We start from the raw sequence: 24,589 nt of genomic DNA on the forward strand, positions 1-24,589 counted from the left end.
TTCCCTAGCGTTTTCATCATCTACGCCGGCGCGTGTCAAACTGTTTTTGTCGGAATTGCCGCTTGGTCGGCAGATCCCGCGTCGGAGTGCAGGTTTCATCCCCGTGTTTTCCGCGGCGGACGGGCAAGTATTTCTTGGGGGAAACCGCCTTGACCCCCTGCCGCCCGGCGTCCAGACTCGGGCCCAAATAATTGGGGGAATTGCCATGAAAACCCGTGCCGCCGTCGCAGTGGAAGCCGGAAAGCCGCTCGAGATCATGGAGGTGAATCTCGACGGTCCCAAGCCCGGAGAGGTGCTGGTCGAGGTCAAGGCGACGGGCATCTGCCACACCGATGAATTCACCCTGTCGGGCGGCGATCCCGAGGGGCTGTTTCCGTCGATCCTGGGCCATGAGGGCGCGGGCGTGGTGGTCGAGATAGGCGAGGGCGTGACCAGCGTGAAGCCGGGCGATCATGTGATCCCGCTTTATACGCCCGAATGCCGGCAATGCGCGTCCTGCCTGTCGGGCAAGACCAATCTGTGCACCGCGATCCGGGCCACGCAGGGGCAGGGGATGATGCCGGACGGGACCAGCCGGTTCTCGATGCCCGATGGCACGCCGATCCATCATTACATGGGTTGCTCGACCTTTTCGAATTTCACCGTGCTGCCGGAAATCGCCGTGGCCAAGGTGCGCGAGGACGCGCCGTTCGACAAGATCTGCTATATCGGCTGCGGCGTGACCACCGGGATCGGCGCGGTCATCAACACCGCGAAGGTTGAGATCGGGGCCAAGGCGGTGGTCTTCGGTCTGGGCGGGATCGGGCTGAACGTGATCCAGGGACTGCGCCTGGCCGGGGCCGACATGATCATCGGCGTGGACCTGAATGACGACAAGAAGGCGATGGCCGAGCGGTTCGGCATGACCCATTTCGTAAATCCGAAGAACAGCGAAAATGTCGTGCAAGAGATTGTCGAGATGACCAAAACCCCGTTCGACCAGATCGGCGGGGCGGATTACAGCTTCGACGCCACCGGCAATGTGAAGGTGATGCGCGATGCGCTGGAATGCACGCATCGCGGCTGGGGCGTCTCGGTCATCATCGGCGTGGCTCCGGCCGGGGCGGAGATCGCCACGCGGCCCTTCCAGTTGGTCACCGGCCGGGTCTGGAAGGGCACGGCCTTCGGCGGCGCGCGCGGCCGGACCGATGTGCCGCGCATCGTGGACTGGTACATGGACGGCAAGATCGAGATCGACCCGATGATCACCCACACCATGCCGCTGGATGACATCAACAAGGGGTTCGATCTGATGCATGCCGGGGAATCGATCCGCTCGGTGGTGCTGTATTGAAGGACGCTGCCACCGCCCCGCCGCTGTCCATCCGGGCGGCGGGGGTGCGGGACCACGATGCGATCTGGGCGATCCTGGAGCCGGTCTATCGCGCCGGTGAGACCTATTGCATCCCGCGCGACATCACCCGGGACGCCGCCCTGGAAGACTGGTTCGCCGCCCCCTTCACCGCCTTCGTGGCCGAGCGGGGCGGAGAGGTTCTCGGCACCAGCCATATCGGCGCCAACCGGGCGGGCGGCGGCAGTCACGTCGCCAATGCCAGCTTTGCCACGGCACCCGCCGCGCGCGGGCAGGGGGTGGCGCGCGAGATGGTCACCCATGCGAAGGACTGGGCGCGGGCGCAGGGATTCCGCGCGATGCAGTTCAATTTCGTGGTGGCGACCAATGCGGACGCGGTTCATTCATGGGAGAAGGCCGGGTTCAGCATCGTCGGCCGGCTGCCCGGCGCGTTCGCCCATCCCGCGCAGGGCTACGTCGATGCGCTGGTGATGTATCACGATCTGACAGGAGATTCCGATGACGCTTGAGACGATCAGCGAAAACCGCAGCTTTGGCGGGCGGCAGGGCGTCTATCGCCACGCCTCCAAGGCCACCGGGACCGACATGACCTTTGCCGTCTACCTGCCGCCGCAGGCCGAGACGGCGGAGGTGCCGGTGCTGTGGTATCTCTCCGGTCTGACCTGCACCCATGAAAACGCCATGACCAAGGCCGGGGCGCAGGATCATGCCGCGCGCGAAGGCCTTGCACTGATCTTTCCCGACACCTCGCCGCGCGGCGAGGGCGTGGCCGATGACGAGGCCTTCGATCTGGGGCAGGGGGCGGGGTTCTATCTCAACGCGACGCAGGACCCTTGGGCGAAACATTTCCGCATGTGGGACTATATCGCGCAGGAATTGCCCGATCTGGTCTTTGACGCCTTCCCGCTGGATCGCGCCGCGCAGGGGATCACCGGCCATTCGATGGGCGGGCATGGCGCGCTGACGCTGGCGATGACCCTGCCCGACACATATCGCAGCGTCTCGGCCTTCGCGCCCATCGCCAATCCGAGTGAATCCGACTGGGGCCGCAAGCAATTCGCCGCCTATCTGGGCGAAGATCGCGACGCCTGGGCCGCCCATGACGCGACATTGCTGATGGCGGATCGCGGCTATCCGGGCGAGATCCTGATCGATCAGGGCACGGAGGATCAGTTCCTCGACCTGCTGCGCCCCGAAGCACTGGCGCAGGCGATCGTGGCGCGCCGCCAGCCGGCGATGATCCGCATGCAGCCGGGCTATGATCACAGCTATTTCTTCGTGCAGAGCTTCATGGGCGATCACGTGGCCTGGCACGCGGAACGGCTGTGGGATCCGGTCTGAGGCCGCGCGCAGCGCCGAAATACGCCTTGTATGCAGCGCCCCGATCGGGTGAACTTGCCCGCGCATCCGGCGGCGGGCCGCGACTCGCCGCCGTAACAACAGATCCTTGGGGGGAGAACCGACCATGACCATGACCCGTTTCAGCTTTGCCGCACTCGTCGCCTCGGCGCTCATGTCGGTGGCGGCGCAGGCCGAGACGCTGCGCCTGTCGCATAATGTCGGGGACACGACGACATGGCAGCAGGGGGCCGAACGGTTCGGCGAGCTTTTGAGCGAAAAGACCGACGGCGCATATGACGTGCGGGTGTTCCCGAACGCGCAGCTTTCGGGCGGCGACCAGATGCGGCAGGCCGAGATGGTCGGGCGCGGCGCGCTCGATCTGGTGGTGACATCGGCCATCAACGTCACCCCGCTGGTGCCGGAAATGGCGGTGTTCTCGCTGCCTTACATGTATGAGAATTACGAGCAGGTCGATGCCACCACCCAGGGCGAGGCGGTGGCCCCGCTGGAGGAGATCCTGCTGGAGAAGGGCATCAAGGTGCTGGCCTGGGGCGAGAACGGGTTCCGCGAGCTGACCAACAACACCAAGCCGATCACCAGCCCCGAGGACATGGCCGGGATGAATGTCCGCGTGGCCGGGCCGATGTATATCGATGTGATGAATGCGCTCGGCGCAAACCCGCAGCAGATGCAGTGGTCAGAGACCCTGACCGCGCTTCAGCAGGGCGTGGTGGACGGGCAGGAAAACCCGATCGGCGCGGTCATCATCCCGCAGCAGGTCTATGAGATGCAGAAATACATCACGACCTGGCATTACTCCTACGACCCGCTCTTCCTCGGCATCTCCAACGAGAAATGGGAGAGCCTCGATGCCGAGACGCAAGCCCAGTTCCAGGACGCCGCGACCGAGGCCATGGCCTATCAGCGCGAGATCAGCCGGACCGCCACGGCGGAGGGCGTCGATTTCCTGAAAGAGCAGGGGATGGAGGTCTACGAGCCGTCGGCGGACGAACTCGCCGCCTTCCGCGAAGCGACCCAGCCCGCCTTCGACAGCTGGGCGGAGAAGGTCGGGCCGGACCTGGTGCAATCCTTCCAGGACGCGGTGGCCTCGGTCCAGTAAGGCGCGGCATCTTTGCGGGGCGGGCCGGTTCGGTCCGCCCGGCCATGACGGGGGCGGCATGAGGTTCCTTCTGGACGAGGCGGAAAAGATCATCTGCGCGGTGATTTTTCTGGGCATGACGGCGGTGGGTTTCGCCAATGTCTGCGTGCGCTACCTGACCAATTATTCGCTGGCCGCCTCCGAGGAGTTGTTGACCAACGGCTTTCTTCTGCTGACCGTGTTCGGCGCGGCGATTGCCGCGCGGCGCGGCGAGCATCTGGCGGTGACGCTGTTGACCGAGGCGCTGCCGCGCCCGGCGCGCAGGGCGCTGTTTTTCCTGGCAACCGGGCTGAGCGTGGTGTTGCTGGCGATGTCGGCGTGGTTTTCCTGGGCGGCGCTGACCAATCTGATCGGCAACGGGATGCGCTCCTACGCGCTGCAGATCCCGGCCTGGTATTATCAGGCGGCGGTGCCGTTCGGTTTCGCGCTGATCCTGATCCGCTATCTGCAATATGCGTGGCGCGGGCGGCATGACCCCGGTGACGCGCCGGACGGGGTGGCCGATGTTTGAGGCCCTGGCCGCCATCCCGGCCGGCACCCAGATGGTGCTGGCCTTTTTCCTGCTGATGGCGATCGGCGTCCCGGTGGCATTTTCGCTGGGACTCTCGGCGCTTTACGCGATGTGGCTGATCGGCTTCGGCTTCGATCTGGCCGGCGATCTGATCGCCACCGGCATCGCCAAATACGCGCTGCTGGCGATCCCGTTCTTCATCCTCGCCGGGGCGCTGATGGGCTCGCTTGGCATTGCGGAACGCATGATCCGGTTCTTCCGCGTGCTGATCGGCAGCCTGCCGGGCGGGATGGGCGTCGTCGGCACGGTGGTCTGTCTGTTCTGGGGCGCGGTCTCCGGCTCCGGCCCGGCCTCGGTCGCGGCCATCGGTCCGATGCTGATCCGCGCCATGGAGGAGGACGGCTACAGCCGCGCCTTCGCCGCCGGTCTGGTCAGCACCGGGGCGGCGTTTTCCATCGTCATCCCGCCCTCGATCGGGCTGGTGATCTTTGGGGTCATCGCCGAGACCTCGATCTCGGACCTGTTCATCGCTGCGATCATCCCCGGTGCCTTCATGGGGCTGACCATGCTGGCCGTGCTGCCGCTGGCGCGGCGCGGGGCCGGGCAGGGGCGCGCCGCGCTCGACCGGCTCAGCCCCGATCCTTACGCGGGCGCGCCCTACGCCACGCGGCTCTGGCGCAGCTTTCGCGACAGTTTCTGGGGGCTGCTGACCCCGGTGGTGATCCTGGGCGGGATCTATTCGGGCATCTTCACGCCGACCGAGGCGGCGCTTGTCGCCACGGTCTACGCGCTCGCCGTGGGTGGCATCGTCTATCGCACGCTGACTCTGCGCGGGCTCTATGCCTCGCTGGTCGATGCGGCGTCATCGTCAGCGGTGGTGATGATGGTCGTCGCTTATGCGAGCCTGTTCGGCTGGGTGGTCACGGTCGAGGATCTGGTGGGCAGCTATTCCGAGGCGCTGCTGGGCCTGTCCGAGAACGGCGCGGTCATCCTGGTCGTCATCATGCTGATCCTGCTGGTGGCGGGGATGTTCATGGATGCGGTGACGGTGATGTTCATCTCGCTGCCGATCTTCATGCCGGTGGTGCGCGAGTTGGGTTGGGATCCGGTCTGGTTCGGGGTGCTGACCATGGTGAACCTGGCCATCGGGCTCATCACCCCGCCGGTGGGGATCAATCTCTATGTCGCGGCCAATGTGACAAGGCTGCGGATCGAGCAGGTCGCCCGCGGGGCGCTGCCGTTCCTGCTGGCCAGCCTGGTCGGGCTGGTGGTGGTGGCGATGTTTCCGCAAATCTCCCTGTTCCTTGTCGCGTGGCTGGGAGGTTAGGCTGCACGCAGGGCAGGGCCGACGCCCCGCAATCCAATTCGGGCAACCGCCCGCAACTTACCAACCGAGAGGACATCACCATGACCCATATCCTGACCCGCCGCGCAACGCTGATCCTGACCGCCGCCGCACTCGCCGCCCCGGCCTTCGCGCAGGAGGCCGACTGGCCGAGCGCGCCGGTCCATGTCTATGTCGGTTTTCCGGCCGGATCCTCGCCTGATCTCTTGGCCCGGATCATCACCGAGCCGCTGGCCGAACGTCTGGGCCAGCCCATCGTGATCGAGAACAAGCCCGGCGCGGGCGGCGTGATCGGCATCCAGCAGATGCTGGCCAATGCCGATGACGGCCACGCCATCGGCACATCCATCAACGGCCCGCTGACCACGGCGGCGCGGATGATGGGCGAGACCGGCTTCGATCCGCAGGCCGACATTTCGCCCATCGCGCTGATCGCCACCTCGCCGCTGGTCCTCGCGGTATCGGGCGAGTCCGAGATCGCGGATCTCGCCGGGTTCGTGGAAGCCGCGAAGGCCGAACCGGGTGCCATGTCCTTCGGCTCGGTCGGGCAGGGCTCGGGGGCGCATCTGACGGCCGAGCTGTTCAATTCCGAGGCCGGGATCGAGATGCTGCATGTGCCCTTCACGGCCTATGCCGAAGTCACCACCTCGATCATGGGTGGCGAGATCGATTCGGGCTTCATGGCTCCCTCGGCCGCGCTGCCCCATGTCGAGGCGGGCAACATGAAGATGCTGGGCGTCACCTCGGCCGAGCCGTTCGGCCAGATCCCGGACGTGCCGGTGATTGCGGGCAATGCCGGGCTGCCGGATGATTTCAAGGCCGAGCTGTGGAACGCCTTCATCGCGCCTGCGGACACCGACCCGGCGGTGATCGAACGGCTGAATGCCGAGATCAACGAGATCCTTCAGGATGAGACGGTGCAGCAGAAGCTGCTGGATATGGGCTGGCAGGCCGCCGGCGGCTCGGCCGGGGATCTGACGCAGCGCATTGCCGACGACACCGAGATGTGGGGTGCGGTGATCGACACGGTCGAAGCGCCGCAGTAAGCCCGCAGAATGCAACGGGACTGGGCGGATATCTGGGGCGGTGCGGTGCTGGCCCTGACCGGGCTGGCGGTTGCGTTCTGGGCCGGGACGCGGCTGGAATTCGGCACGCTGCGCGCGATGGGGCCGGGCTTCTTCCCGTCCGTGCTGGGCGCGGGGCTGGCGCTTCTGGGCACGGCCATCGCGCTGCCGGCCTGGCGGCGCGGGGCGGCACCCGTGCCGGTTCGTCCGGGAGATCTGGCCGCGGTCATCGCCGCCATCCTGATCTTCGGCTTCGGCATGGACAGGCTGGGCGTGATGCTGGCCTGTTTCCTGGCGGTGCTGGTCGCCTCCATCCCCGCGCCGCGTTCCGGCTGGGGCTGGCGGCTGGCGCTGTCGGGCATTGTCACCGCCCTGACCGTCGCGGTCTTCGTCTTCGGCCTGAAGATGGGCCTGCCGCTCTGGCCTGATCCATGACGGCGCTGGAAGGCATCGCCTACGGCTTCGGCGTCGCCCTGCAACCGGGGGTGCTGATCTATTGCCTGCTCGGCGTGACGCTGGGCACCTTCATCGGCGTGCTGCCCGGCATCGGGGCGATGGCGGCGATCTCGCTTCTACTGCCGATTACCTATTACATCACGCCGGAGGCGGCGCTGATCATGCTGGCCGGGGTGTATTACGGGGCGCAATATGGCGGCGCGGTGGCCTCGATCCTGCTGCGCCTGCCCGGCACGCCGCAATCGGCGGTCACGACGCTGGACGGCTATCCGCTGGCGCGCCAAGGCCGCGCCGGGGTGGCGCTGTTCGTGTCGATGATCTCGTCGTTTGTCGGCTCGATCCTGGGCATCGTCGTGCTGGTCCTGCTGGCCGGCTGGCTGAGCCGCGCCGCCACCGCCTTCGGGGCGGCGGATTACGCGGCGATGATGATCCTGGGTCTTGTCGCCGCCGCGACCATCGGCAGCGGCAGCCCGGTGAAATCCTTTGCAATGGTCGTGCTGGGCCTGATCCTCGGCTGCGTGGGCACGGATGTGAATTCCGGCGCGCAGCGCTTCACCTTCGGCCAGACCGAGCTTCTGGACGGGATCAACCTGGTTGCCTTGGCGATGGGGCTCTTCGGCGTGGCCGAGGTGGTCGGCAATATCCGCGACGCCGAGCGGCAGGGCAGCCCGGAGAGGGTCAGCTTCCGCCAGATGATGCCCGGCCGGGACGATCTACGGCGGATGCCCGGCCCGATCCTGCGCGGCACGGGGCTGGGGTCGTTTTTCGGGGCGCTGCCGGGGACCGGATCGACGCTGTCATCCTTTCTCAGCTATGCGCTGGAACGCCGCGTCGCGCGGCGGCCGGAGCGGTTCGGCCAAGGCGCGGTCGAAGGCGTCGCCGCGCCGGAGGCCGCGAACAACTCGGCTTCGATTACCGCCTTCGTGCCGACGCTGACGCTGGGGATTCCCGGCGATCCGATCATGGCGCTGATGCTGGGGGCGCTTGTCATTCACGGCATCCAGCCCGGCCCGATGATGCTGGAGGCGCGGCCCGAGATGTTCTGGGGGCTGGTGGTCAGTTTCGGGATCGGCAATATGCTGCTGCTGATCCTGAACCTGCCGCTGATCGGGATCTGGGTGTCGATGCTGCGCATCCCGTTCCGCTATCTCTACCCGGCGATCCTGATCTTCGTCTGCCTCGGCGTCTACTCGGTGCGCGGATCGGCCTTCGATATCGGCGTCGTCGCGGTGGTGGGCGTGGCGGGCTATCTGATGGCGCTCGCCCGGTTCAGCCCGGCGCTGCTGCTGCTGGGCTTCGTGCTCGGACCGCTGATCGAGACCAATCTGCGCCGCGCCCTGCTGATCTCGCGCGGCGATCCGCTGGTGTTTCTGGAACGCCCCATCGCCTGCGGTTTCGTGATCGCCACCGCCGCGCTGATCGCGTTGAGCATCTGGCAGGCGCGGCCGCGCCTCCGCCGCAACACAGGAGAATCCGATGTCTGACCGCGCGCTTCTGCGAGAGTTGTTCGACCGCGCCGTGGCCGTGGCCGATCCGATGCGCTTCATCGGCCCGAACCTGCCCGAGCGCCCTCAGGGCCGGCTGCTGGTGGTGGGCGCGGGCAAGGCGTCGGCGCGGATGGCCGAGGCGGTGGAGGCTGAATGGGGCCCCTGCGACGGGCTGGTCATCACCCGCTATGGCTACGGCCGCCCGACGCGCGGCATCGAGATCGTCGAGGCCGCCCATCCGGTCCCCGATCAGGCCGGGGTCGATGCGACGGCGCGGATGCTGGACCTGCTTGGCGGGCTGAGGGCGGATGATCTGGTGGTGATGCTGATCTCGGGCGGGGCCTCGGCGCTGCTCTGCGCGCCTGCGGGCGAGATGACGCTGGCGGAGAAGCAGGCGGTGAATGCGGCACTGCTGGCCTCGGGCGCGCCGATCGGGCAGATGAACCTGCTGCGCAAGCATCTGAGCCGGGTGAAGGGCGGGCAGCTTGCCGCCGCAGCCGCGCCTGCGCGGGTCGTGGCGCTGATGATCTCGGACGTGCCGGGCGACGATCCGGCGATGATCGGATCGGGGCCGACGGTGGGGGATGGCTCGACTGACAAGGAGGCGCGCGAGATCGTATCCCGCTGGCAGATCGCGCTGCCGGAGAGCGCGCAGGCGGTGCTGAATGCAGGCAGCGGGGTGATCCCGCCCGGCGACGCGCGGCTGGCGCGGGTGGAGAACCGCGTGGTGGCGGCACCTGCGCAATCGCTCGACGCGGCAGCGGAATTGCTGGCCGCGCGCGGGATCGAAAGCGTGATCCTGGGCGACGATCTGAATGGCGAGGCGCGCGAGGTGGCGCAGGATCACGCGAGGCTGGCGCTGGAAAAACAGGCCGCCCTGTCCGGCGATGAGGTGCTGGTGATCCTGTCGGGCGGCGAGCTGACCGTGACGCGGCGCGGCGACGGGGTGGGCGGACCCAACGCCGAATATGCGCTGGCGCTTGCCGTGGCGCTGAATGGTGCGGAGGGGATTTTGGCGATCGCCTGCGACACGGACGGGGTGGACGGCGCGGCCGAGGTGGCGGGCGCGATCATCACGCCCGACACGCTGGCGCGGGCGCGGGACGCGGGGCTGGACCCGGCGCGGGCGCTCGACCGCAACGACGCGCACAGCTTTTTCGGGGCGCTTGGCGATCAGGTCGTGCCGGGGCCGACCCTGACCAATGTCAACGATTTCCGCGCCATCCTCATTCGCCCGGCATAGGGGCGGGGGCATCCCCCTCGGCCCGGCCCGCCGGGCGCAGCGGGCCGGAGACGCTGCGGATCGCGACATAGAAGCTGGGCACCATGAAGATGCCAATGAAGGTCGCCGCGATCATCCCGCCCATCACCCCGATCCCGATGGAGTTCTGCGCCGCCGCCCCCGCGCCGCTGGCGGTGGCCAGCGGCACCACGCCCAGGATGAAGGCCAACGAGGTCATCAGGATCGGGCGCAGCCGCAGCCGCGCGGCCTCGATGGCGGCGTCGACGGTGCTGCGGCCCTCCAGCTCCAGCACGCGGGCAAACTCGACGATCAGGATGGCGTTTTTGGCGGCCAGCCCGATGGTGGTCAGGATGCCGACCTTGAAATAGACATCGTTCGACTGCCCGAAGATCAGCGCCGCCGCCACCGCGCCCAGCACGCCCACCGGCACGGCCAGGATCACCGCCATCGGCACCGACCAGCTTTCATAGATCGCCGCGAGCGCCAGAAACACCACGAGCGCCGAGAGCGCGTAGAGATAGGGCGCCTGGTTGCCCGATTGCCGTTCCTGATAGCTGAGCTCGGTCCAGGCCACGCCGAACCCGCCGGGCAGCTCGGCCACCAACTCCTCCATCGCGTCGAGCGCCTCGCCCGAGCTGACGCCCGGTGCGGGTTCGCCGGCGATGGAAATCGCGTTCGAGCCCTCGAAGCGTTGCAGGCGGGGGGCCACCGGCTCCCAGCGGTAGGAGCTGAAGGCGCTGAACGGCACCATCTCTCCGGCGCTGTTGCGCGCATACCACGCCTCCAGATCGTCGGGCTGCATCCGGTATTCGGCATCGCCCTGCACGATCACCGGGCGCAGCGTCGCGCCGAGCGCGAAATCATTGACCTCGCGGCCCGAGAAGATGACCGACAGCATCCCGTTCACCTCGTTGAGGTTCAGCCCGAGCGCCTCGGCCCGCTGCGCGTCGATGCTGAGCCGCAAGGCCGCGTCGTCCTCATCCCCGCGGCCGCGGACATTGGCTAGGCGCGGATCGGCCTCACCCGCGGCTTCGAGCGCCGCCGAGGCCTCGCGCAGCCCGTCGATGCCCTGTCCGGTCTGGTCGATCAGGAACATGTCGAAACCCGACTGATTGCCGAGGCCCTGGATCGCAGGGGGCTGCAGGAAGGTGATGCGCCCGGCGCGGTGGCGGCCGAAGCGTTCATTGGCGCGCCGCGCCACCTCGGCCGCGGCAAGATCGGGATCGCCGCGTTCGTCGAAGCTTTTCAGCTTCACGAACAGCATCGCCCGGCTCTGGCTGCTGCCCGAAAACCCCCAGCCGAGCGCGCCGAACAGCGACTCGACGGCCGGTTCCTCGTTGAGCAGGTACTCCTCGATCTCTTCCACCACGGCCAGGGTCTGTTGAGAGGTCGATCCCTCCGACAGCCGGATCTGCGCCATCAGCACGCCCTGATCTTCTGACGGCAGGAAGGTCGAACTCATCCGCGTGAACAGATAGCCCGCCCCGGCCGCAATCATGGCCAGCACCACGAGCGCCAGGAACGGCCGGCGCAGCATCCGCTTGATCGCCGACGCATAGCGATCCGCCATCCGGTCGAAATTGCGGTTGAACCAGCGGGCGGGCGCGAAACCGATCTCGCCCTGATGGGGGCGCAGCAGGCTTGCCGTCTGGGATGGCGTCAGGATCAGGGCCGCCAGCAGAGACAGCCCCATCGCGGTGATGATCGTGACCGAGAACTGGCGATAGACCACCCCCGTCGATCCGGCCATGAAGGCCATTGGCAGAAACACCGCCGACAGCACCGCCGCGATCCCGATCAGCGCGCCCGAGATCTGGCGCATCGATCGCTCCGTCGCCTCGACCGGGCCAACGCCGTCCTCGGCCATGACCCGCTCGACATTCTCGACCACGACGATGGCGTCATCCACCAGCAGACCGATGGCCAGCACCATGGCGAACATGGTCAGCGTATTGATGGAATATCCAAGCGCCGCCAGCACGGTGAACGTCCCCAGCAGGACCACCGGCACGACGATGACCGGAATGATGGTCGCGCGCCAGCGTTGCAGGAAGATCAGGATGACCCCCACGACCAGGCAGATCGCCTCGATCAGCGTGTGATAGACCTTCTCGATGGACAGCTCGACAAAGGGCGAGGTGTCATAGGCCACGCGCAGCTCCACCCCGTCGGGCAGGGCATTGTTCAGATCGTCCAGCACCGCGCGCACGCCCTCGGCGGTATCGACCGCATTGGCGCCGGTTTCCAGGTTCACGCCGAAGCCCGCCGCGTTCAGCCCGTTGAACCGGCTGTCGGAGCCGTAGCGTTCCTTGCCGATCTCGATATCGGCGACATCGCCCAGCCAGACCGTCGCCCCGTCCTCGCCGGTTTTCAGCAGGATGCGGCGGAAATCCTCTTCCCCGGTCAACTGGCTCTGCGCGGTGATGGTGGAGGTGAATTGCTGGCCCGGCGTCACCGGCTGATCGCCGAGCGAGCCGACCGAGACGGTCGAGTTCTGCGACGCCACCGCCGCGGTGATGTCGGTCGGCAGCAGGCTGTATTGCGCCAGCCGGAACGGATCGAGCCAGATCCGCATCGCATAGCCCGAGCCGAAGACATTGACGCCGCCCACGCCCTCGACCCGCTTGACCGGGCCTTCGACGATTTCTTCGAGCATATTTCCCAGCTCGACCGTGGAATAGCGCCCGTCGGTCGAGACGAGCGCGCCGACCATCAGGATCGAGGAGGTGGAGCGCGAGACATTCACCCCGTCCGCCTGCACGGGCGAGGGCAGGCGGCCCTCGACGCTGCGGACCTTGGATTGCACGTCATTGAGCGCATCGGTCGGATCGACGCTGTCATCGAAGGTCAGCTCCAGCGAGGACCGGCCCTGAGAGGAGCTGGATTCGAAATAGATCATCCCGTCAATGCCGGTCAGCGTGTCCTCGATCGGCGTGGTGACGGAGTTCTGCACCGCCTCGGCGGTGGCACCCGAGTAGCTGGCCGAGATGCGGATCGTGGTCGGCGCGATGTCGGGATATTGCGAGACCGGCAGGCCCGTCAGGCTGTAGATCCCGGCCAGCATGGTCACGATGGCCAGCACCCAGGCAAAGACCGGACGGTGGATGAAGAACTGACCCATTTCTCAGCCGCCGTCGCGCCGGGGCGGCGAGGCTTGCGGGGTTGTGCCGACGGCCACCGCGTCCGCCGTGGCATCATCCGCCGTGGCCGATGCGGCGCTGTCCGCATCCGCCCCGCCGTCGGCGGGCGGTGCATCGCGGACCACGCCGTTTTCGTCGATCGTCACGGGCACGGTCGTCACCTCGGCGCCGTTGCGCAGATCGTTGAGCCCGTCGAGGATCAGCGCGTCGCCCGCATCCACCCCTTCGGTCACGATCCAGGCGTTGCGATGCACGCCCTGTTCGATCAGCGCCACCTCCACCGCGCGCCCGTCGCGGGCGAGAAAGGCGGTCAGCTCGCCCCCGGCGGCGCGGCTGGTGGCGCGCTGCGGCACCAGCACGGCGCTGATGCTGCCGATGGTCAGCGTCACGCGCACGAACTGGCCGGGCAGGATCAGCCGGTCGGGGTTGGGAAACTGCACCCGGATCGGGATGGTGCCGGTGGTGGCCGAGACCTGCGCGCCGGGGCTGAGCACGCGGCCGGGCGCGTCGTAATCCATTCCGGTTTCCAGCGTCAGCCGCGCATCGCTGGGCGTGCCGGGCCGCTGCAACAGCCCGGCGGCGACATTGCGCTGATTGCGCAGGATGCGGGCGCGGGATTCAGAGACATCGACATAGATCGGGTCGATCTGGGCCACCTCGGTCAGCGCGTCGGACTGCCCGGCGCTGACGATATCGCCGACGCTGAAGGGCGAGACGGCGACGAGGCCGCGGATCGGGCTGGTGATTTCCGTTCGCCGCAGCGCCAGCCGGGCCAGATCGCGCCGGGCCTCGGCGGCACCAAGCGCGGCCTGGGCCGCGGCAAGCGCCACCTCGGCGGCTTCCAGATCGGCCTGGCTGACCCCCGATCCGCGCAGCTTGCGATAGCGTTCGACCGTGGCGGTCGCGCCTGACAGCGCCGCCTCGGCCGACGCCACGCCCACCTCCTCGGCGGTCAGTTCCGCGGCCAGGGTTTCGTCTTCGAGCTGGAACAGCACCGTGCCCGCCTCGACCTCGGCCCCCGCCTCATAGGGGATGGCGGTGATCTCTCCGCCGACTTTCGGGCGGATGGTGGCGCGCTGAAAGGCCACGGCGCGTCCCGGCAGCTCCACAGTGACCGGCACGTCTTCGCGGCTCAGCTCCATCACGCCGACCTCGCTCGGCCCCTGCGGGCCGCGGCCCGGCATCTGTGCCGCGACAGGGTCCGGCCGGAACGCCGCCATGCTCAGAACCAGCAGCGTGACGAACGCGGCGCGGCGGTGTCGGGTCTGGCGGAAATCGGTGCTGGTCATGCTCGGACGCGGCTGAGGGGTGCGATCACTGTCGGTGAGTGCGCCCGGCAGGGCAAGTCGCAATCGCTTGAGGACGGTATAGCGCGGGCTTTCCCAATGAATGCGAAACGGGCCGGGGCGGGAGCGGATTTCCAGTCCCCGGCTGAAACACCATCAGGCCGCCCGGAAGCAAAGCGGTGTTGCAAATCCCGGCCGGACCATGCCCAACTTCTCCCTGCGTCAAGTCACCGGGTTGCCAAGGGAGAGAGCCATGTCGGACGAAGAAATCAGCAGGGACCGCCGCCAGGAGGCGCTGGATTATCACGAGTTTCCCAAGCCCGGCAAGCTGGAGATCCGGGCCACGAAGCCGATGGATACCGGGCGCGACCTGTCCAACGCCTATTCGCCGGGCGTGGCCGAGGCCTGTCTGGATATCCAGAAAAACCCGCTCGACGCGATGCGCTACACGGCGAAGAGCAATCTCGTCGCGGTGATGTCGAACGGCACGGCGGTGCTGGGTCTGGGCAATATCGGCGCGCAGGCGTCCAAGCCGGTGATGGAGGGCAAGGCGGTTCTGTTCAAGAAATTCGCCGGGGTGGATTGTTTCGATATCGAGGTCGATGAGACCGACCCCGAGAAGCTCGCCGAAATCGTTTGCAAGCTGGAGCCGACCTTCGGCGCGGTCAATCTGGAAGACATCAAGGCGCCGGATTGTTTCCTGGTCGAGCGGATCTGCCGCGAGCGGATGAATATCCCGGTCTTTCACGACGATCAGCACGGCACCGCCATCGTGGCGGCGGCGGCGGCCACGAACGCGCTGCGGATCGCGGATAAGCGCTTCGAGGATCTGCGCGTCGTCGCGCTCGGGGCCGGGGCGGCCGGGATCGCCTGTCTCAAGATGCTGATGGTGATGGGGGTGCAGAAGCAGAACATCACCATGCTGGACAGCAAGGGCGTGGTTCATGCGGGGCGCGACGATCTCAACCCGGAAAAGCAGGAATTCGCCCGCGACACCGAGATGCGCTCGACGCTGGACGCGATGGAGGGGGCGGATCTGTTCCTCGGCGTCTCCGGCCCCGGCCTGCTGACCGCCGAGATGGTGGCGAAGATGGCGGAGCGGCCGATCATCTTCGCGCTCGCCAACCCGACACCGGAGATCATGCCCGAAGAGGCGCGCCGCGCCGCGCCGGATGCGCTGATCGCCACCGGGCGCAGCGACTATCCCAACCAGGTCAATAACGTCCTGTGCTTTCCGTTCATCTTCCGCGGCGCACTCGATGCCGGGGCGACCTCGATCAATGACGAGATGAAGGTGGCCTGTGTCGAGGCCATCGCGGCGCTCGCCCGCGAGACCACCTCGGCCGAGGTCGGGCAGGCTTATCGCGGCGAGACGCTGAGTTTCGGGCCGGATTACCTGATCCCGAAGCCCTTCGATCCGCGGCTGCTGCCGACCATCGCCACCGCCGTCGCCCGCGCGGCCATCGACTCCGGCGTGGCCACCCGCGAGCTGGACCTGGAGGAATATGACCGCCGCCTGCGCGGCCGGGTCTATCGCAGCTACAACATCATGCGCTCGGTCTTCGAGGCGGACCGGATCACGCAACGCCGCATCGTCTTTGCCGAGGGCGAGGATGAGCGCATCCTGCACGCCGCGCGGCAGTTGATCGAGGAAGGCCACGACACCCCGATCCTGATCGGCCGGCCCGAGGTCATCAGCCAGCGGCTGGAGCGCGACGGGATCAAGCTGGATCTCGACGCGATCGAGGTCATCAACCCCGAAAGCGATGCGCGCTACCGCGACTACTGGACCGATTATCACCAGCTCATGCGGCGGCGCGGGGTGACGCCGGATCTGGCCCGCGCGATCCTGCGCACGAACACCACGGTGATCGCCGCGATGATGGTCCATCGCGGCGAGGCCGACAGCATGATCTGCGGCACGTTCGGCGAATATCGCTGGCATCTGCGCTATGTGACGGAGATCCTGGCCCGCGGGGCCGCGCGCCCGGTCGGTGCGCTGTCGCTGATCATCATGGAGAAGGGGCCGCTGTTCCTGGCCGACACCCAGGTGCATCTGAACCCTGACCCGGCTCAGATCGCCGAGACGGTGGTGGGCGCGGCCCGGCATATGCGCCGCTTCGGGGTGGAGCCGCGCATCGCGCTGTGCTCCGCCTCGCAATTCGGCAATCTCGACAGCCCGACCAGCCGGTCGATGCGCGCGGCGATGGAGATCCTCGATTCGATGAAGCTGGATTTCGAGTATGAGGGTGAGATGCCGGCCGATGTGGCGCTCGATCCCGAGCTGCGCGAGCGGCTCTACCCGGATGGGCGGCTGACCGGCAAGGCCAACGGGCTGGTCTATGCCAATGCCGAGATCGCCAATGCGGCGCGCAACATGCTGCGCTCGGTCGCGGGCGGGCTGGAGGTCGGGCCGATCCTGATGGGGATGGAGAACCGCGCCCATATCGTCACGCCGGGCATCACCGTGCGTGGGCTCATCAACATCGCTGCCCTCGCCGGGGCGAATGTGTCGAGTTACAGCTAGGGCTGCCCGCCATACCAAAGGCGCCCGGCGGATCGGGTTTGCGCTTTGCTGCACACCCGGCCCGGAACAAGGGGCGCAGCCCCGCCGGGCCAGCGGCCGACCGCCCGGATGGGCGGCCGCTTCTTCGCCGGTCCGCGCCGGACAGATGTTCGATGTGACTGAGCCATAAAGGCGCATCGCACGACCGCAGGCAGCGGCCACCCGCGGTCGGCCGCTGGCCCTGTACTGCGCGCGGCCTTTAGCACCACTTTCCGGGATTTCTTGAAGCTGTTCGGGGATTTTCGCGCTTACCCGGCGACCTGCCCATCGGATAGCCTGCAAAGACGACAGCGAGGAGACCGCCATGCAGGATTTTGCCATCATCTGGGACTGGATCGGATTCGCGGTGCGGTGGACCCATGTCATCACCGCCATCGCCTGGATCGGGTCGAGCTTCTATTTCGTCGCGCTCGATCTGGGGCTGCGCAAGGTGCCGAACATGCCGGTCGGCGCGCATGGCGAGGAATGGCAGGTGCATGGCGGCGGCTTCTACCATATCCAGAAATATCTCGTCGCGCCGGAAAACATGCCCGATCACCTGATCTGGTTCAAATGGGAGAGCTATTCGACCTGGCTGTCGGGCGCGGCGCTCTTGATGATTGTCTACTGGGTCGGGGGCGAGCTGTATCTGATCGACCGGGCCAAGGCCGACATGGCGCTGTGGCAGGGGATCGTGATCTCGGCCGCCTCGCTGACCATCGGCTGGCTGGTCTATGACCGGCTGTGCAAATCGGGCCTGGGCGAGCGCCCCACAGTGCTGATGCTGCTGCTGTTCGTGCTGCTGGTGGCGATGGGTTACGGCTATAACCAGATCTTCACGGGGCGGGCGACCATGCTGCATTTGGGCGCGTTTACCGCGACCATCATGACGGCGAATGTGTTCTTCATCATCATGCCCAATCAGCGCATCGTGGTGAAGGATCTGCAGGAAGGCCGCAAGCCCGATCCGAAATACGGCAAGATCGCCAAGCTGCGGTCGACCCATAACAACTACCTGACCCTGCCGGTCGTGTTCCTGATGCTGTCGAACCATTACCCGCTGGCCTTTGCCACGGAATTTAACTGGCTGATCGCGGCGCTGATCTTCCTGATGGGCGTGACCATCCGGCATTTCTTCAACACCATGCATGCCACCGGCTCCATGAAGTGGTGGACCTGGGCGGCGACGGCGGTGCTGTTCATCGGGGTGATGTGGCTGTCCACCGCGCCGCTCTGGCAGTCGAGCTACGAGGAGTCCGAGGCCCGCGCGCTGACGCCTCAGCAGCAGAAATTCGCCGCCGCCGACGGGTTCGACGAGGTGATGACCGTCGTGCCGGGACGCTGCGCCATGTGCCATGCCCGCGATCCGGGTTATGAGGGGATCCACCGCGCGCCCAAGGATCTGCTGCTGGAAACGCCCGAGGACATCACCCGCGCGGCGCGCCAGATCTATCTGCAGGCCGGGCTGACGAATGCAATGCCTCCCGCCAATGTCAGCTTCATGGAACCGCAGGAGCGGCAGGCCATCGTGGACTGGTATCGCGCCGCCACCGGCAGCGACCCGGTGCAGCTCGCGAATAAGTAACGGCTTTTCGTGCCGCGTGCCGCGGTATCGCGCAAGCGGCGGGGGCAACCGCTATGGCGCCTGTGCAACAGCCGTGGCAAATACCCGACTATTTTTCTTTGACGTTCATTGACGATCATCCGGCAGGCATGGGAAGCGGGCGCTGATTTCCTTTGTCAGAGAGTGTTTCATGCCCGCCCATCCCCGCCAGATCCTTCTGCTTGCCGGTGTCAGCACCGCCGCACTTGCCGCCGCCGCCGCGGCGCAGGACCCTGCCGTCACCCCCGCCGGGCAAGGCGCGGAGAACCCGGTCTTCGTGCTGGGCACCATCTATCTCGATGCCGAGGACGTGGCCGGCTATGTCGCCAGCGGCGCGCAGGTGGCGAAATCGCTGACCCCGCTGGCCGAGTCGCAGAAATCCGTCTCGGTCGTCACCGAGGCGCAGATCGACGACCAGGGTGCCAGCAATCTGGGCGAATCGCTCGGCTATACGGCCGGGATCTATGGCCAGCCCTTCGGGGCCGATCCGCGCTTCAACGCCCCCACGCTGCGCGGTTTCGAGAGCGACAAGGCGCAATATGTGAACGGGCTGCGCCAGGGCCGGTTCTTCGGCGCGGTGGATTACGAGCTTTACGGCATGCAGCAGGTCGAGGTGCTGCGCGGCCCGTCCTCGTCGCTCTATGGCGCGGGCATGCCGGCGGGGATCATCAACCAGGTGCAGAAACGCGCCCAGACCGGCGATTTCGGCGAAGCCGGGGTCGGCATCGACAGCCATGACGGCAAGCGGGTGTTCTTCGATGTGAACCGCGAGGCCAGCGAAGCCCTGTCCTGGCGGCTGACCGGCATCGGCAAGGACATGCAGACCCAGATCGACGAGCTGGGCAATGAACGCGGCTATCTGGCCGGGGCGGTCAGGTGGAGCCCGGATGCGCTGACCACCATCGACCTGCTGGCCTCCTATACCGCCGATGCCCCGATCTCTCCGGTGGGGATCCCGTTCGGGCTGACCGAACTGGCCGATGGCGAGGATCTGCGCGAGCTCTATGTGGGCCAGACCAACTGGGACGACAGCGACCGCAAGATGTGGAATCTGGGCGTCGAGGTCAGCCACGATCTCGACAGCGGATGGACGCTGAGCCAGGGCTTCCGCTACGAGAAGCTCGATTGGGACTATACCGGCACTTATGTCTCGACCGGCGCGGTGATCGACGCCGATGGCAGTTTCTTCCGCGGCGCCAGCCGGCAGAGCGAGGAGAGCGAGAGCGTCAGCCTCGACACCCGGCTGACCGGCGAGGCGGTGACCGGGCAGGCCACGCATCAGCTTCTGTTCGGCATGGATCTGCGCCGCTACGAGGCCGAGGAATCGAGCCTGATCGAAAGCGACCGGACCCGGTTCGACTGGAACGATCCCGACAATCAGGGCCCGCTGCCGGTGTTTGCGGGCGGGCCGAACAGCGGCGCGGTCACGCTGCGGCAGGTGGGAATCTATGCGCAGGACGAGGTGATGCTGGGCAACTGGCGCATGACCGGCGGTCTGCGCTATGACTGGGCCGAGCAGAGCGGCGTGCAGTACAACGTCCCGGCCGAGTTCGACGAGACCAAGCTGACCGGGCAGGCGAGCCTCGGCTATCAGTTCGGCAACGGGGTGCTGACCTATCTCAGCTACGCCACCTCCTTCGATCCGCAGACCGGCATCAACGAGAACGAGGAGCCGCTGAAGCCGACCGAGGGCGAGCAGTGGGAGCTGGGGCTGAAATACCAGCCGACCGCGTTTGACGGGCTGTTCACCGCGGCGATCTATGATCTCACCCAGACCAATGTGAACCAGTGGGCAGGTAGCAGCGCCAGCGGCGTGAACCTGTATCGACAGATCGGCGAGGTCCGCTCGCGCGGGCTGGAACTGGAAGCCAGTGCGGCACTCAGCGCCGCCTGGGAGATCCGCGCCAGCTATGCCTATAACGACACCGAGCAGCGCGGCGGCACGAATACCGGCCAGCCGATGTGGAATGCCCCGAAACACAGCGCCGGGATCTGGCTGGACCATGATTTCGGCAACGGGCTGCGCAGCGGCGGCGGCATCCGCCACATCGGCAGCCGCATGGATATCAGCAACACGCGCGAGCTGGATTCGGTCACGCTGCTGGACATGGGCGCGAGCTATACGCGCGGAAATCTGGAAGGGTCGCTGAATGTCTCGAACCTGACCGATGAGGTCTATCTGTCCACCTGCGGATGGTTCGGCTGCTATTACGGCGAGGGCCGGACGCTGTCGGCCAAGATGACCTACACGTGGTAGCAGGCGGCGAAGCGCCCGCCCGGCCCGGCCGCCGCCATGTCCTGCGTGTTGCCGGATCGGTGCTGGCGGCGGCGCTTGCCGGGTCCGGCCGGGCTGCGGCGGGGGCCGCCGGGTCGGGGATGCGGCTGGCGGCGATCGACTGGGCGATGCTGGAAACGACATTGGCACTCGGCGCGGTGCCGGTGGCCGGGGCGGAGCTCATCCGCTTCCGGGACGACGCGCCGCCGGGGCTGACGCCGGAGGGGATCGTCGATCTGGGACTGCGCGGCGCGCCGAACTACGAATTGCTGCAATTGTCGCGCCCCGATCTGATCCTGAGTTCGCCGTTCTACAGCCATTACGAGGACCGGCTGCGCCAGATCGCGCCGGTCCTGTCGCTGCCCATTTACACAGACGACGCACCGCCGCTGACGCTGGCGATGGCGGCGCTCGGACATCTGGCCGAGGCGTTGGGCGATCCCGCAGCCGGCAGGGCGGCGCAGCGCCGGGCGGAGGACGCGCTGTCCGCGCAGGCCGCGTCGCTGCGGGCGCATGCGGATCAACCGCTTTGCCTGATCGAGATCGGGGATGCGCGGCATATGCGGGTCTTCGGCCATGACAGCCTCTATGGCAGCACCGCGGCGCGGCTGGGGCTGCGCAATGGCTGGGCAGAGCGCACCGCGTTCAGCTTTCTGGCCCCGGTCCCGCTGGAGGAGTTGGCCAACATGCCTGAGGCACGGCTGGTCATCATCGGTCCGCTGCCACCGCAGGCCCGCCGGGCGCTGTCGCGCAGCGTGTTGTGGCGGGCCTTGCCGCAGGTCTCGGGCGGCCGGGTCTGGCAATTGCCGCGGATGAACGCCTTTGGCGCGGTGCCGAGCGCGCTGCGCTTTGCGCGCGAGCTGGCCGCCGCGTTTCGGGCTGGGCCGGTGGAGGCGCTCGCATGAGCCTGGCGGGGCCGCGAAAGCCGCGCCCGGCGGTCCATGTCTGGCTGCTGGGGCTGTGCGCCGCGCTGCTAGCGCTGATGCTGTGGCAGGATGCGGCGCTGCGATTGCTGCCATGGGGAAACTGGCCCGGCTTTCCGCTGGACCCGGCGCGGATGGGGCTCGACCAGATCCGGCTGGGCTTCGGGCTGATGCCGCGCGGGGTCATCGCGCTCGTCGCGGGCGCGGCGCTCGGGCTGTCGGGCGCGATCCTTCAGGCGGTGCTGCGCAACCCGGTGGCCGATCCCACCACGCTGGGCATCTCGGCCGGGGCGCAATTGGCGCTTGTGCTGGCCACGGTGCTGGCCCCGTCGCTGCTGGAGATCGGCCGCTGGCCGGTCGCGATGACCGGCGCGATGCTGGCGGCGGGGCTGGTGCTGGCGATCGGCGCGCGGCGCGGATTCGCGCCGGTGACGATGGTGATCGTGGGGATGCTGGTGGGGATGACGGCCAGTGCCATAGCCACCGCGGTCACGCTGGCGCAGGGCGAATATCTGCTGTCGCTGGTGATCTGGAATGGTGGCGCCCTGGTCCAGCAGGACTGGTCCGGCGTGCGCGCGCTGTCGCTGGTGCTGATCTGCGGCGCGGCGCTGGCTTCGCTGCTGGCGCGTCCGCTCACCGTGCTGTCGCTGGGGGCGGAGGGGGCGCGCGCCCTGGGCATGAACGTGGCGCTGATCCGGCTCGCGGCGGTGGCGGTCGCGGTGGTGCTGGCGGCGGCGGTTTCGGCCGAGCTGGGGCTGATCGGCTTTGTCGGGCTGGCTGCACCGGCGCTCGCCCGGACGCTGGGCCTGCGCGGGGTGGGGGCGCTGCTGATTGCCTCGCCGCTGATCGGGGCGCTGATCCTGTCGCTTTGCGACGGGGTGGTGCTGGCCGTGGCCGGGGCGAGCGGCGAGATGTTTCCGACCGGCGCGCTGACCGGGCTGATCGGCGGGCCGCTGCTGATCTGGCTGCTGCCGCGGCTGCGCGGCTCCACCCCGCCGGGAACCGAGGCGGCTGAGGGCCCGCCGCCGCGCCGCGCCCGGCCAGGGCGGCTGCTGGCTGGGCTGGCGGTGGCGCTGATGCTGGCCCTGCTGGTGCTGGTCTGGATCGGGCGGGTGCCCGGCGGGTGGGCGGTTCTGGACCGGCACAGCGTGGCGCAGTTCCTGCCCATGCGCCTGCCGCGGCTGATCGCGGCGGCCTCGGCGGGCGCGGCCCTGGCCCTGGCCGGGGCGATCCTGCAACGGCTGACCGCCAACCCGCTGGCCTCGCCCGAGGTGCTGGGCGTCTCTGGCGGGGCGGCGCTTGGCTATGCTGCGGTGGTGTTTGCGGTGGCGGCCCCCGGCGCATTGCTGCTCGGCGCGGGCAGCATGGCGGGCGGGACGCTGGCGCTCGCCCTCGTCGCGGCCTTCACCGGGCGGCGCGACATGCCGCCGGAACGGGTGCTGTTGGCGGGGATCGCGGTCTCAGCGCTGGCATCGGCGGTGCTGGCGGCGATCATGGCGGCGGGGGATGCGCGAAGCTGGCAGATCCTCGGCTGGCTCAGCGGCTCCTCCTCGGCGGTGGGGATGGCGGGGGCGGGGGCCCTGGCCGTGACGGCCGCGCTGCTGCTGGCGATGTCGCTGGTGCTGCGGCGCTGGCTGGCGGTGCTGCCGCTCGGCGATGGGGTGGCGGGCAGCCTGGGCGTGCCGCTGCGACCCGCGCGGCTGGGGCTCATCGCGCTGTCCGGGCTGGCCACCGGGGCTGCGACGGTCCTGGTCGGCCCGCTGAGTTTCGTCGGGCTGATGGCGCCGCATCTGGCAAGGCGGGCCGGGCTGGCGCGGCCCGCCGACCAGATCGTTGGCGCGGCGCTGATCGGGGCGCTGCTGATGCTGGCCGCAGATTTCGGGGCGCGCATGGCCGGGTTTCCATATGAATTGCCGCTCGGGCTGTTCGCCTCGCTGATCGGGGCGCCCCGGCTGCTGGTGCTGATGATGAGGCGCGTGAGATGAGTGATCCCCTGTTCGAGATAGATGCGCTTTGCGTCGATGTGCCGGGACGCAGGCTGCTGCACGGGGTGACGCTGCGGCTCTTGCCGGGGCGGGTGACCGGGCTGATCGGCCATAACGGGTCGGGCAAGTCCACCCTGCTCAGGTCGCTGGCCCGCCAGATCCCGTCGAGGGGCGAGGTGCGGTTCGAGGGGCGGCATCTTTCCCAATGGCCGGCGCGAGACCTGGCGCGGCGCATGGCGTTCCTGCCCCAGTCACCGCCACCGGCAGAGGGGATGAGCGTGCGCGAACTCGCTGCGCTTGGCCGTTACCCGTGGCATGGCGCGCTTGGTCGCTTCGGGCCGCGCGATCACAGGGCGGTGGCCGACGCGATTGCCGAATGCGGGCTCGAGGCGCTGTCGGACAGGCTGGTGGACACGCTGTCGGGCGGCGAGCGGCAGCGGGCCTGGCTGGCTATGATGGTCGCGCAGCAGGCCGGGACGCTTTTGCTGGACGAGCCGATCTCGGCCCTGGACATCGCCCATGCGGTGGAGGTGCTGTCGCTGGTGCGCCGGATGTGCCACGCCCAGGGGCGCAGCGCGGTGGTGGTGCTGCACGACGTGAACATGGCGGCGCGGTTCTGCGACGAGATCGTCGCGCTGCGGCAGGGCCGTCTCATCATGCAGGGCGGCCCGGCCGATCTGATGCGGCCCGGCATGTTGCAGCAGATCTATGGGCTCGAGATGCAGGTGATCGCCCGCGACGATGCCCCGCCGGTCGCTGTTCCCGCCTGAGGCGGCGGATTGCGCGATTGATACCATCGCGCTTGCCGCGTATTCCTGCCTGTGGCCGGGCGCGTGATCCGTTGCGCGCCAGGCAGGCCGCCAACAGACCCGGAT

18 protein-coding genes are annotated in these 24,589 nt (G+C 67.9%); 16 read left to right on the top strand and 2 right to left on the bottom strand.

Going from position 1 to position 24,589, the window contains the following annotated elements; translation table 11 throughout:
- Positions 1-205 precede the first annotated feature (205 nt).
- The 10 genes from BLT73_RS04835 to BLT73_RS04880 all read left to right on the top strand — a co-directional run bounded on the left by BLT73_RS04835 (position 206) and on the right by BLT73_RS04880 (position 9,957).
- Positions 206-1,333: an S-(hydroxymethyl)glutathione dehydrogenase/class III alcohol dehydrogenase gene (locus tag BLT73_RS04835; protein WP_090521401.1), complete on the top strand. Its 1,128-nt coding sequence runs from the start codon at positions 206-208 to the stop codon at positions 1,331-1,333.
- Positions 1,330-1,860: a GNAT family N-acetyltransferase gene (locus BLT73_RS04840; protein WP_245727071.1), complete on the top strand. Its 531-nt coding sequence runs from the start codon at positions 1,330-1,332 to the stop codon at positions 1,858-1,860. The genes BLT73_RS04835 and BLT73_RS04840 overlap by 4 nt, the downstream gene beginning before the upstream one ends.
- Positions 1,850-2,692, top strand: a complete 843-nt coding sequence (fghA, locus tag BLT73_RS04845) for an S-formylglutathione hydrolase (RefSeq protein ID WP_090521403.1) — start codon at positions 1,850-1,852, stop codon at positions 2,690-2,692. Before BLT73_RS04840 ends, fghA begins: the two co-directional genes overlap by 11 nt.
- 124 nt (positions 2,693-2,816) lie before the next feature.
- A complete protein-coding gene (locus BLT73_RS04850) occupies positions 2,817-3,812 on the top strand; it encodes a DctP family TRAP transporter solute-binding subunit (RefSeq protein ID WP_090521404.1) in 996 nt (331 codons plus the stop codon).
- Positions 3,813-3,870: 58 nt separating this feature from the next.
- On the top strand, positions 3,871-4,362 hold the full coding sequence (locus BLT73_RS04855) for a TRAP transporter small permease (protein ID WP_090521406.1): 492 nt from the start codon (positions 3,871-3,873) through the stop codon (positions 4,360-4,362).
- Positions 4,355-5,689 (top strand): TRAP transporter large permease, encoded by a 1,335-nt coding sequence (locus BLT73_RS04860; RefSeq protein WP_090521884.1) that lies wholly within the window; start codon positions 4,355-4,357, stop codon positions 5,687-5,689. Before BLT73_RS04855 ends, BLT73_RS04860 begins: the two co-directional genes overlap by 8 nt.
- Positions 5,690-5,769: 80 nt before the next feature.
- On the top strand, positions 5,770-6,753 hold the full coding sequence (locus tag BLT73_RS04865; protein ID WP_090521408.1) for a Bug family tripartite tricarboxylate transporter substrate binding protein: 984 nt from the start codon (positions 5,770-5,772) through the stop codon (positions 6,751-6,753).
- A 9-nt stretch (positions 6,754-6,762) separates the two neighbouring features.
- On the top strand, positions 6,763-7,206 hold the full coding sequence (locus tag BLT73_RS04870; RefSeq protein ID WP_090521410.1) for a tripartite tricarboxylate transporter TctB family protein: 444 nt from the start codon (positions 6,763-6,765) through the stop codon (positions 7,204-7,206).
- Entirely contained in the window at positions 7,203-8,711 is a 1,509-nt protein-coding gene (locus tag BLT73_RS04875; RefSeq protein WP_090521412.1) for a tripartite tricarboxylate transporter permease, read from the top strand. The genes BLT73_RS04870 and BLT73_RS04875 overlap by 4 nt, the downstream gene beginning before the upstream one ends.
- The gene (locus BLT73_RS04880; protein ID WP_090521413.1) at positions 8,704-9,957 is read left to right on the top strand and encodes a glycerate kinase type-2 family protein; all 1,254 of its coding nucleotides are present in this window, start codon (positions 8,704-8,706) and stop codon (positions 9,955-9,957) included. The genes BLT73_RS04875 and BLT73_RS04880 overlap by 8 nt, the downstream gene beginning before the upstream one ends.
- Here the strand turns inward: BLT73_RS04880 and BLT73_RS04885 are convergent.
- Positions 9,941-13,078, bottom strand: coding sequence for a multidrug efflux RND transporter permease subunit (locus BLT73_RS04885; protein ID WP_090521415.1), 3,138 nt, complete (start codon positions 13,076-13,078; stop codon positions 9,941-9,943). The two genes, BLT73_RS04880 and BLT73_RS04885, sit on opposite strands and share 17 nt — an antisense overlap.
- A 3-nt stretch (positions 13,079-13,081) precedes the next feature.
- Entirely contained in the window at positions 13,082-14,386 is a 1,305-nt protein-coding gene (locus BLT73_RS04890) for an efflux RND transporter periplasmic adaptor subunit (RefSeq protein WP_245727073.1), read from the bottom strand.
- Positions 14,387-14,636: 250 nt separating this feature from the next.
- Here BLT73_RS04890 and BLT73_RS04895 point away from each other — a divergent pair, with 250 nt between their 5' ends.
- From BLT73_RS04895 to BLT73_RS04920, 6 genes are all read left to right on the top strand, one after another.
- Positions 14,637-16,910: an NADP-dependent malic enzyme gene (locus BLT73_RS04895; RefSeq protein WP_090521417.1), complete on the top strand. Its 2,274-nt coding sequence runs from the start codon at positions 14,637-14,639 to the stop codon at positions 16,908-16,910.
- 343 nt (positions 16,911-17,253) lie between these two features.
- The gene (locus tag BLT73_RS04900; RefSeq protein ID WP_090521419.1) at positions 17,254-18,513 is read left to right on the top strand and encodes a urate hydroxylase PuuD; all 1,260 of its coding nucleotides are present in this window, start codon (positions 17,254-17,256) and stop codon (positions 18,511-18,513) included.
- Between the two features lie 169 nt (positions 18,514-18,682).
- Complete coding sequence (locus tag BLT73_RS04905) at positions 18,683-20,788, top strand: TonB-dependent siderophore receptor (RefSeq protein WP_090521421.1); 2,106 nt, start codon at positions 18,683-18,685, stop codon at positions 20,786-20,788.
- A complete protein-coding gene (locus BLT73_RS04910; protein ID WP_245727075.1) occupies positions 20,782-21,711 on the top strand; it encodes an ABC transporter substrate-binding protein in 930 nt (309 codons plus the stop codon). The genes BLT73_RS04905 and BLT73_RS04910 overlap by 7 nt, the downstream gene beginning before the upstream one ends.
- Positions 21,708-23,714, top strand: coding sequence for a Fe(3+)-hydroxamate ABC transporter permease FhuB (fhuB, locus tag BLT73_RS04915; protein ID WP_090521423.1), 2,007 nt, complete (start codon positions 21,708-21,710; stop codon positions 23,712-23,714). The genes BLT73_RS04910 and fhuB overlap by 4 nt, the downstream gene beginning before the upstream one ends.
- Positions 23,711-24,484, top strand: a complete 774-nt coding sequence (locus BLT73_RS04920) for an ABC transporter ATP-binding protein (RefSeq protein WP_090521425.1) — start codon at positions 23,711-23,713, stop codon at positions 24,482-24,484. The genes fhuB and BLT73_RS04920 overlap by 4 nt, the downstream gene beginning before the upstream one ends.
- Positions 24,485-24,589 lie beyond the last annotated feature (105 nt).

Source organism: Paracoccus isoporae, from assembly GCF_900101865.1.
Classification (GTDB): Bacteria; Pseudomonadota; Alphaproteobacteria; order Rhodobacterales; family Rhodobacteraceae; genus Paracoccus; species Paracoccus isoporae.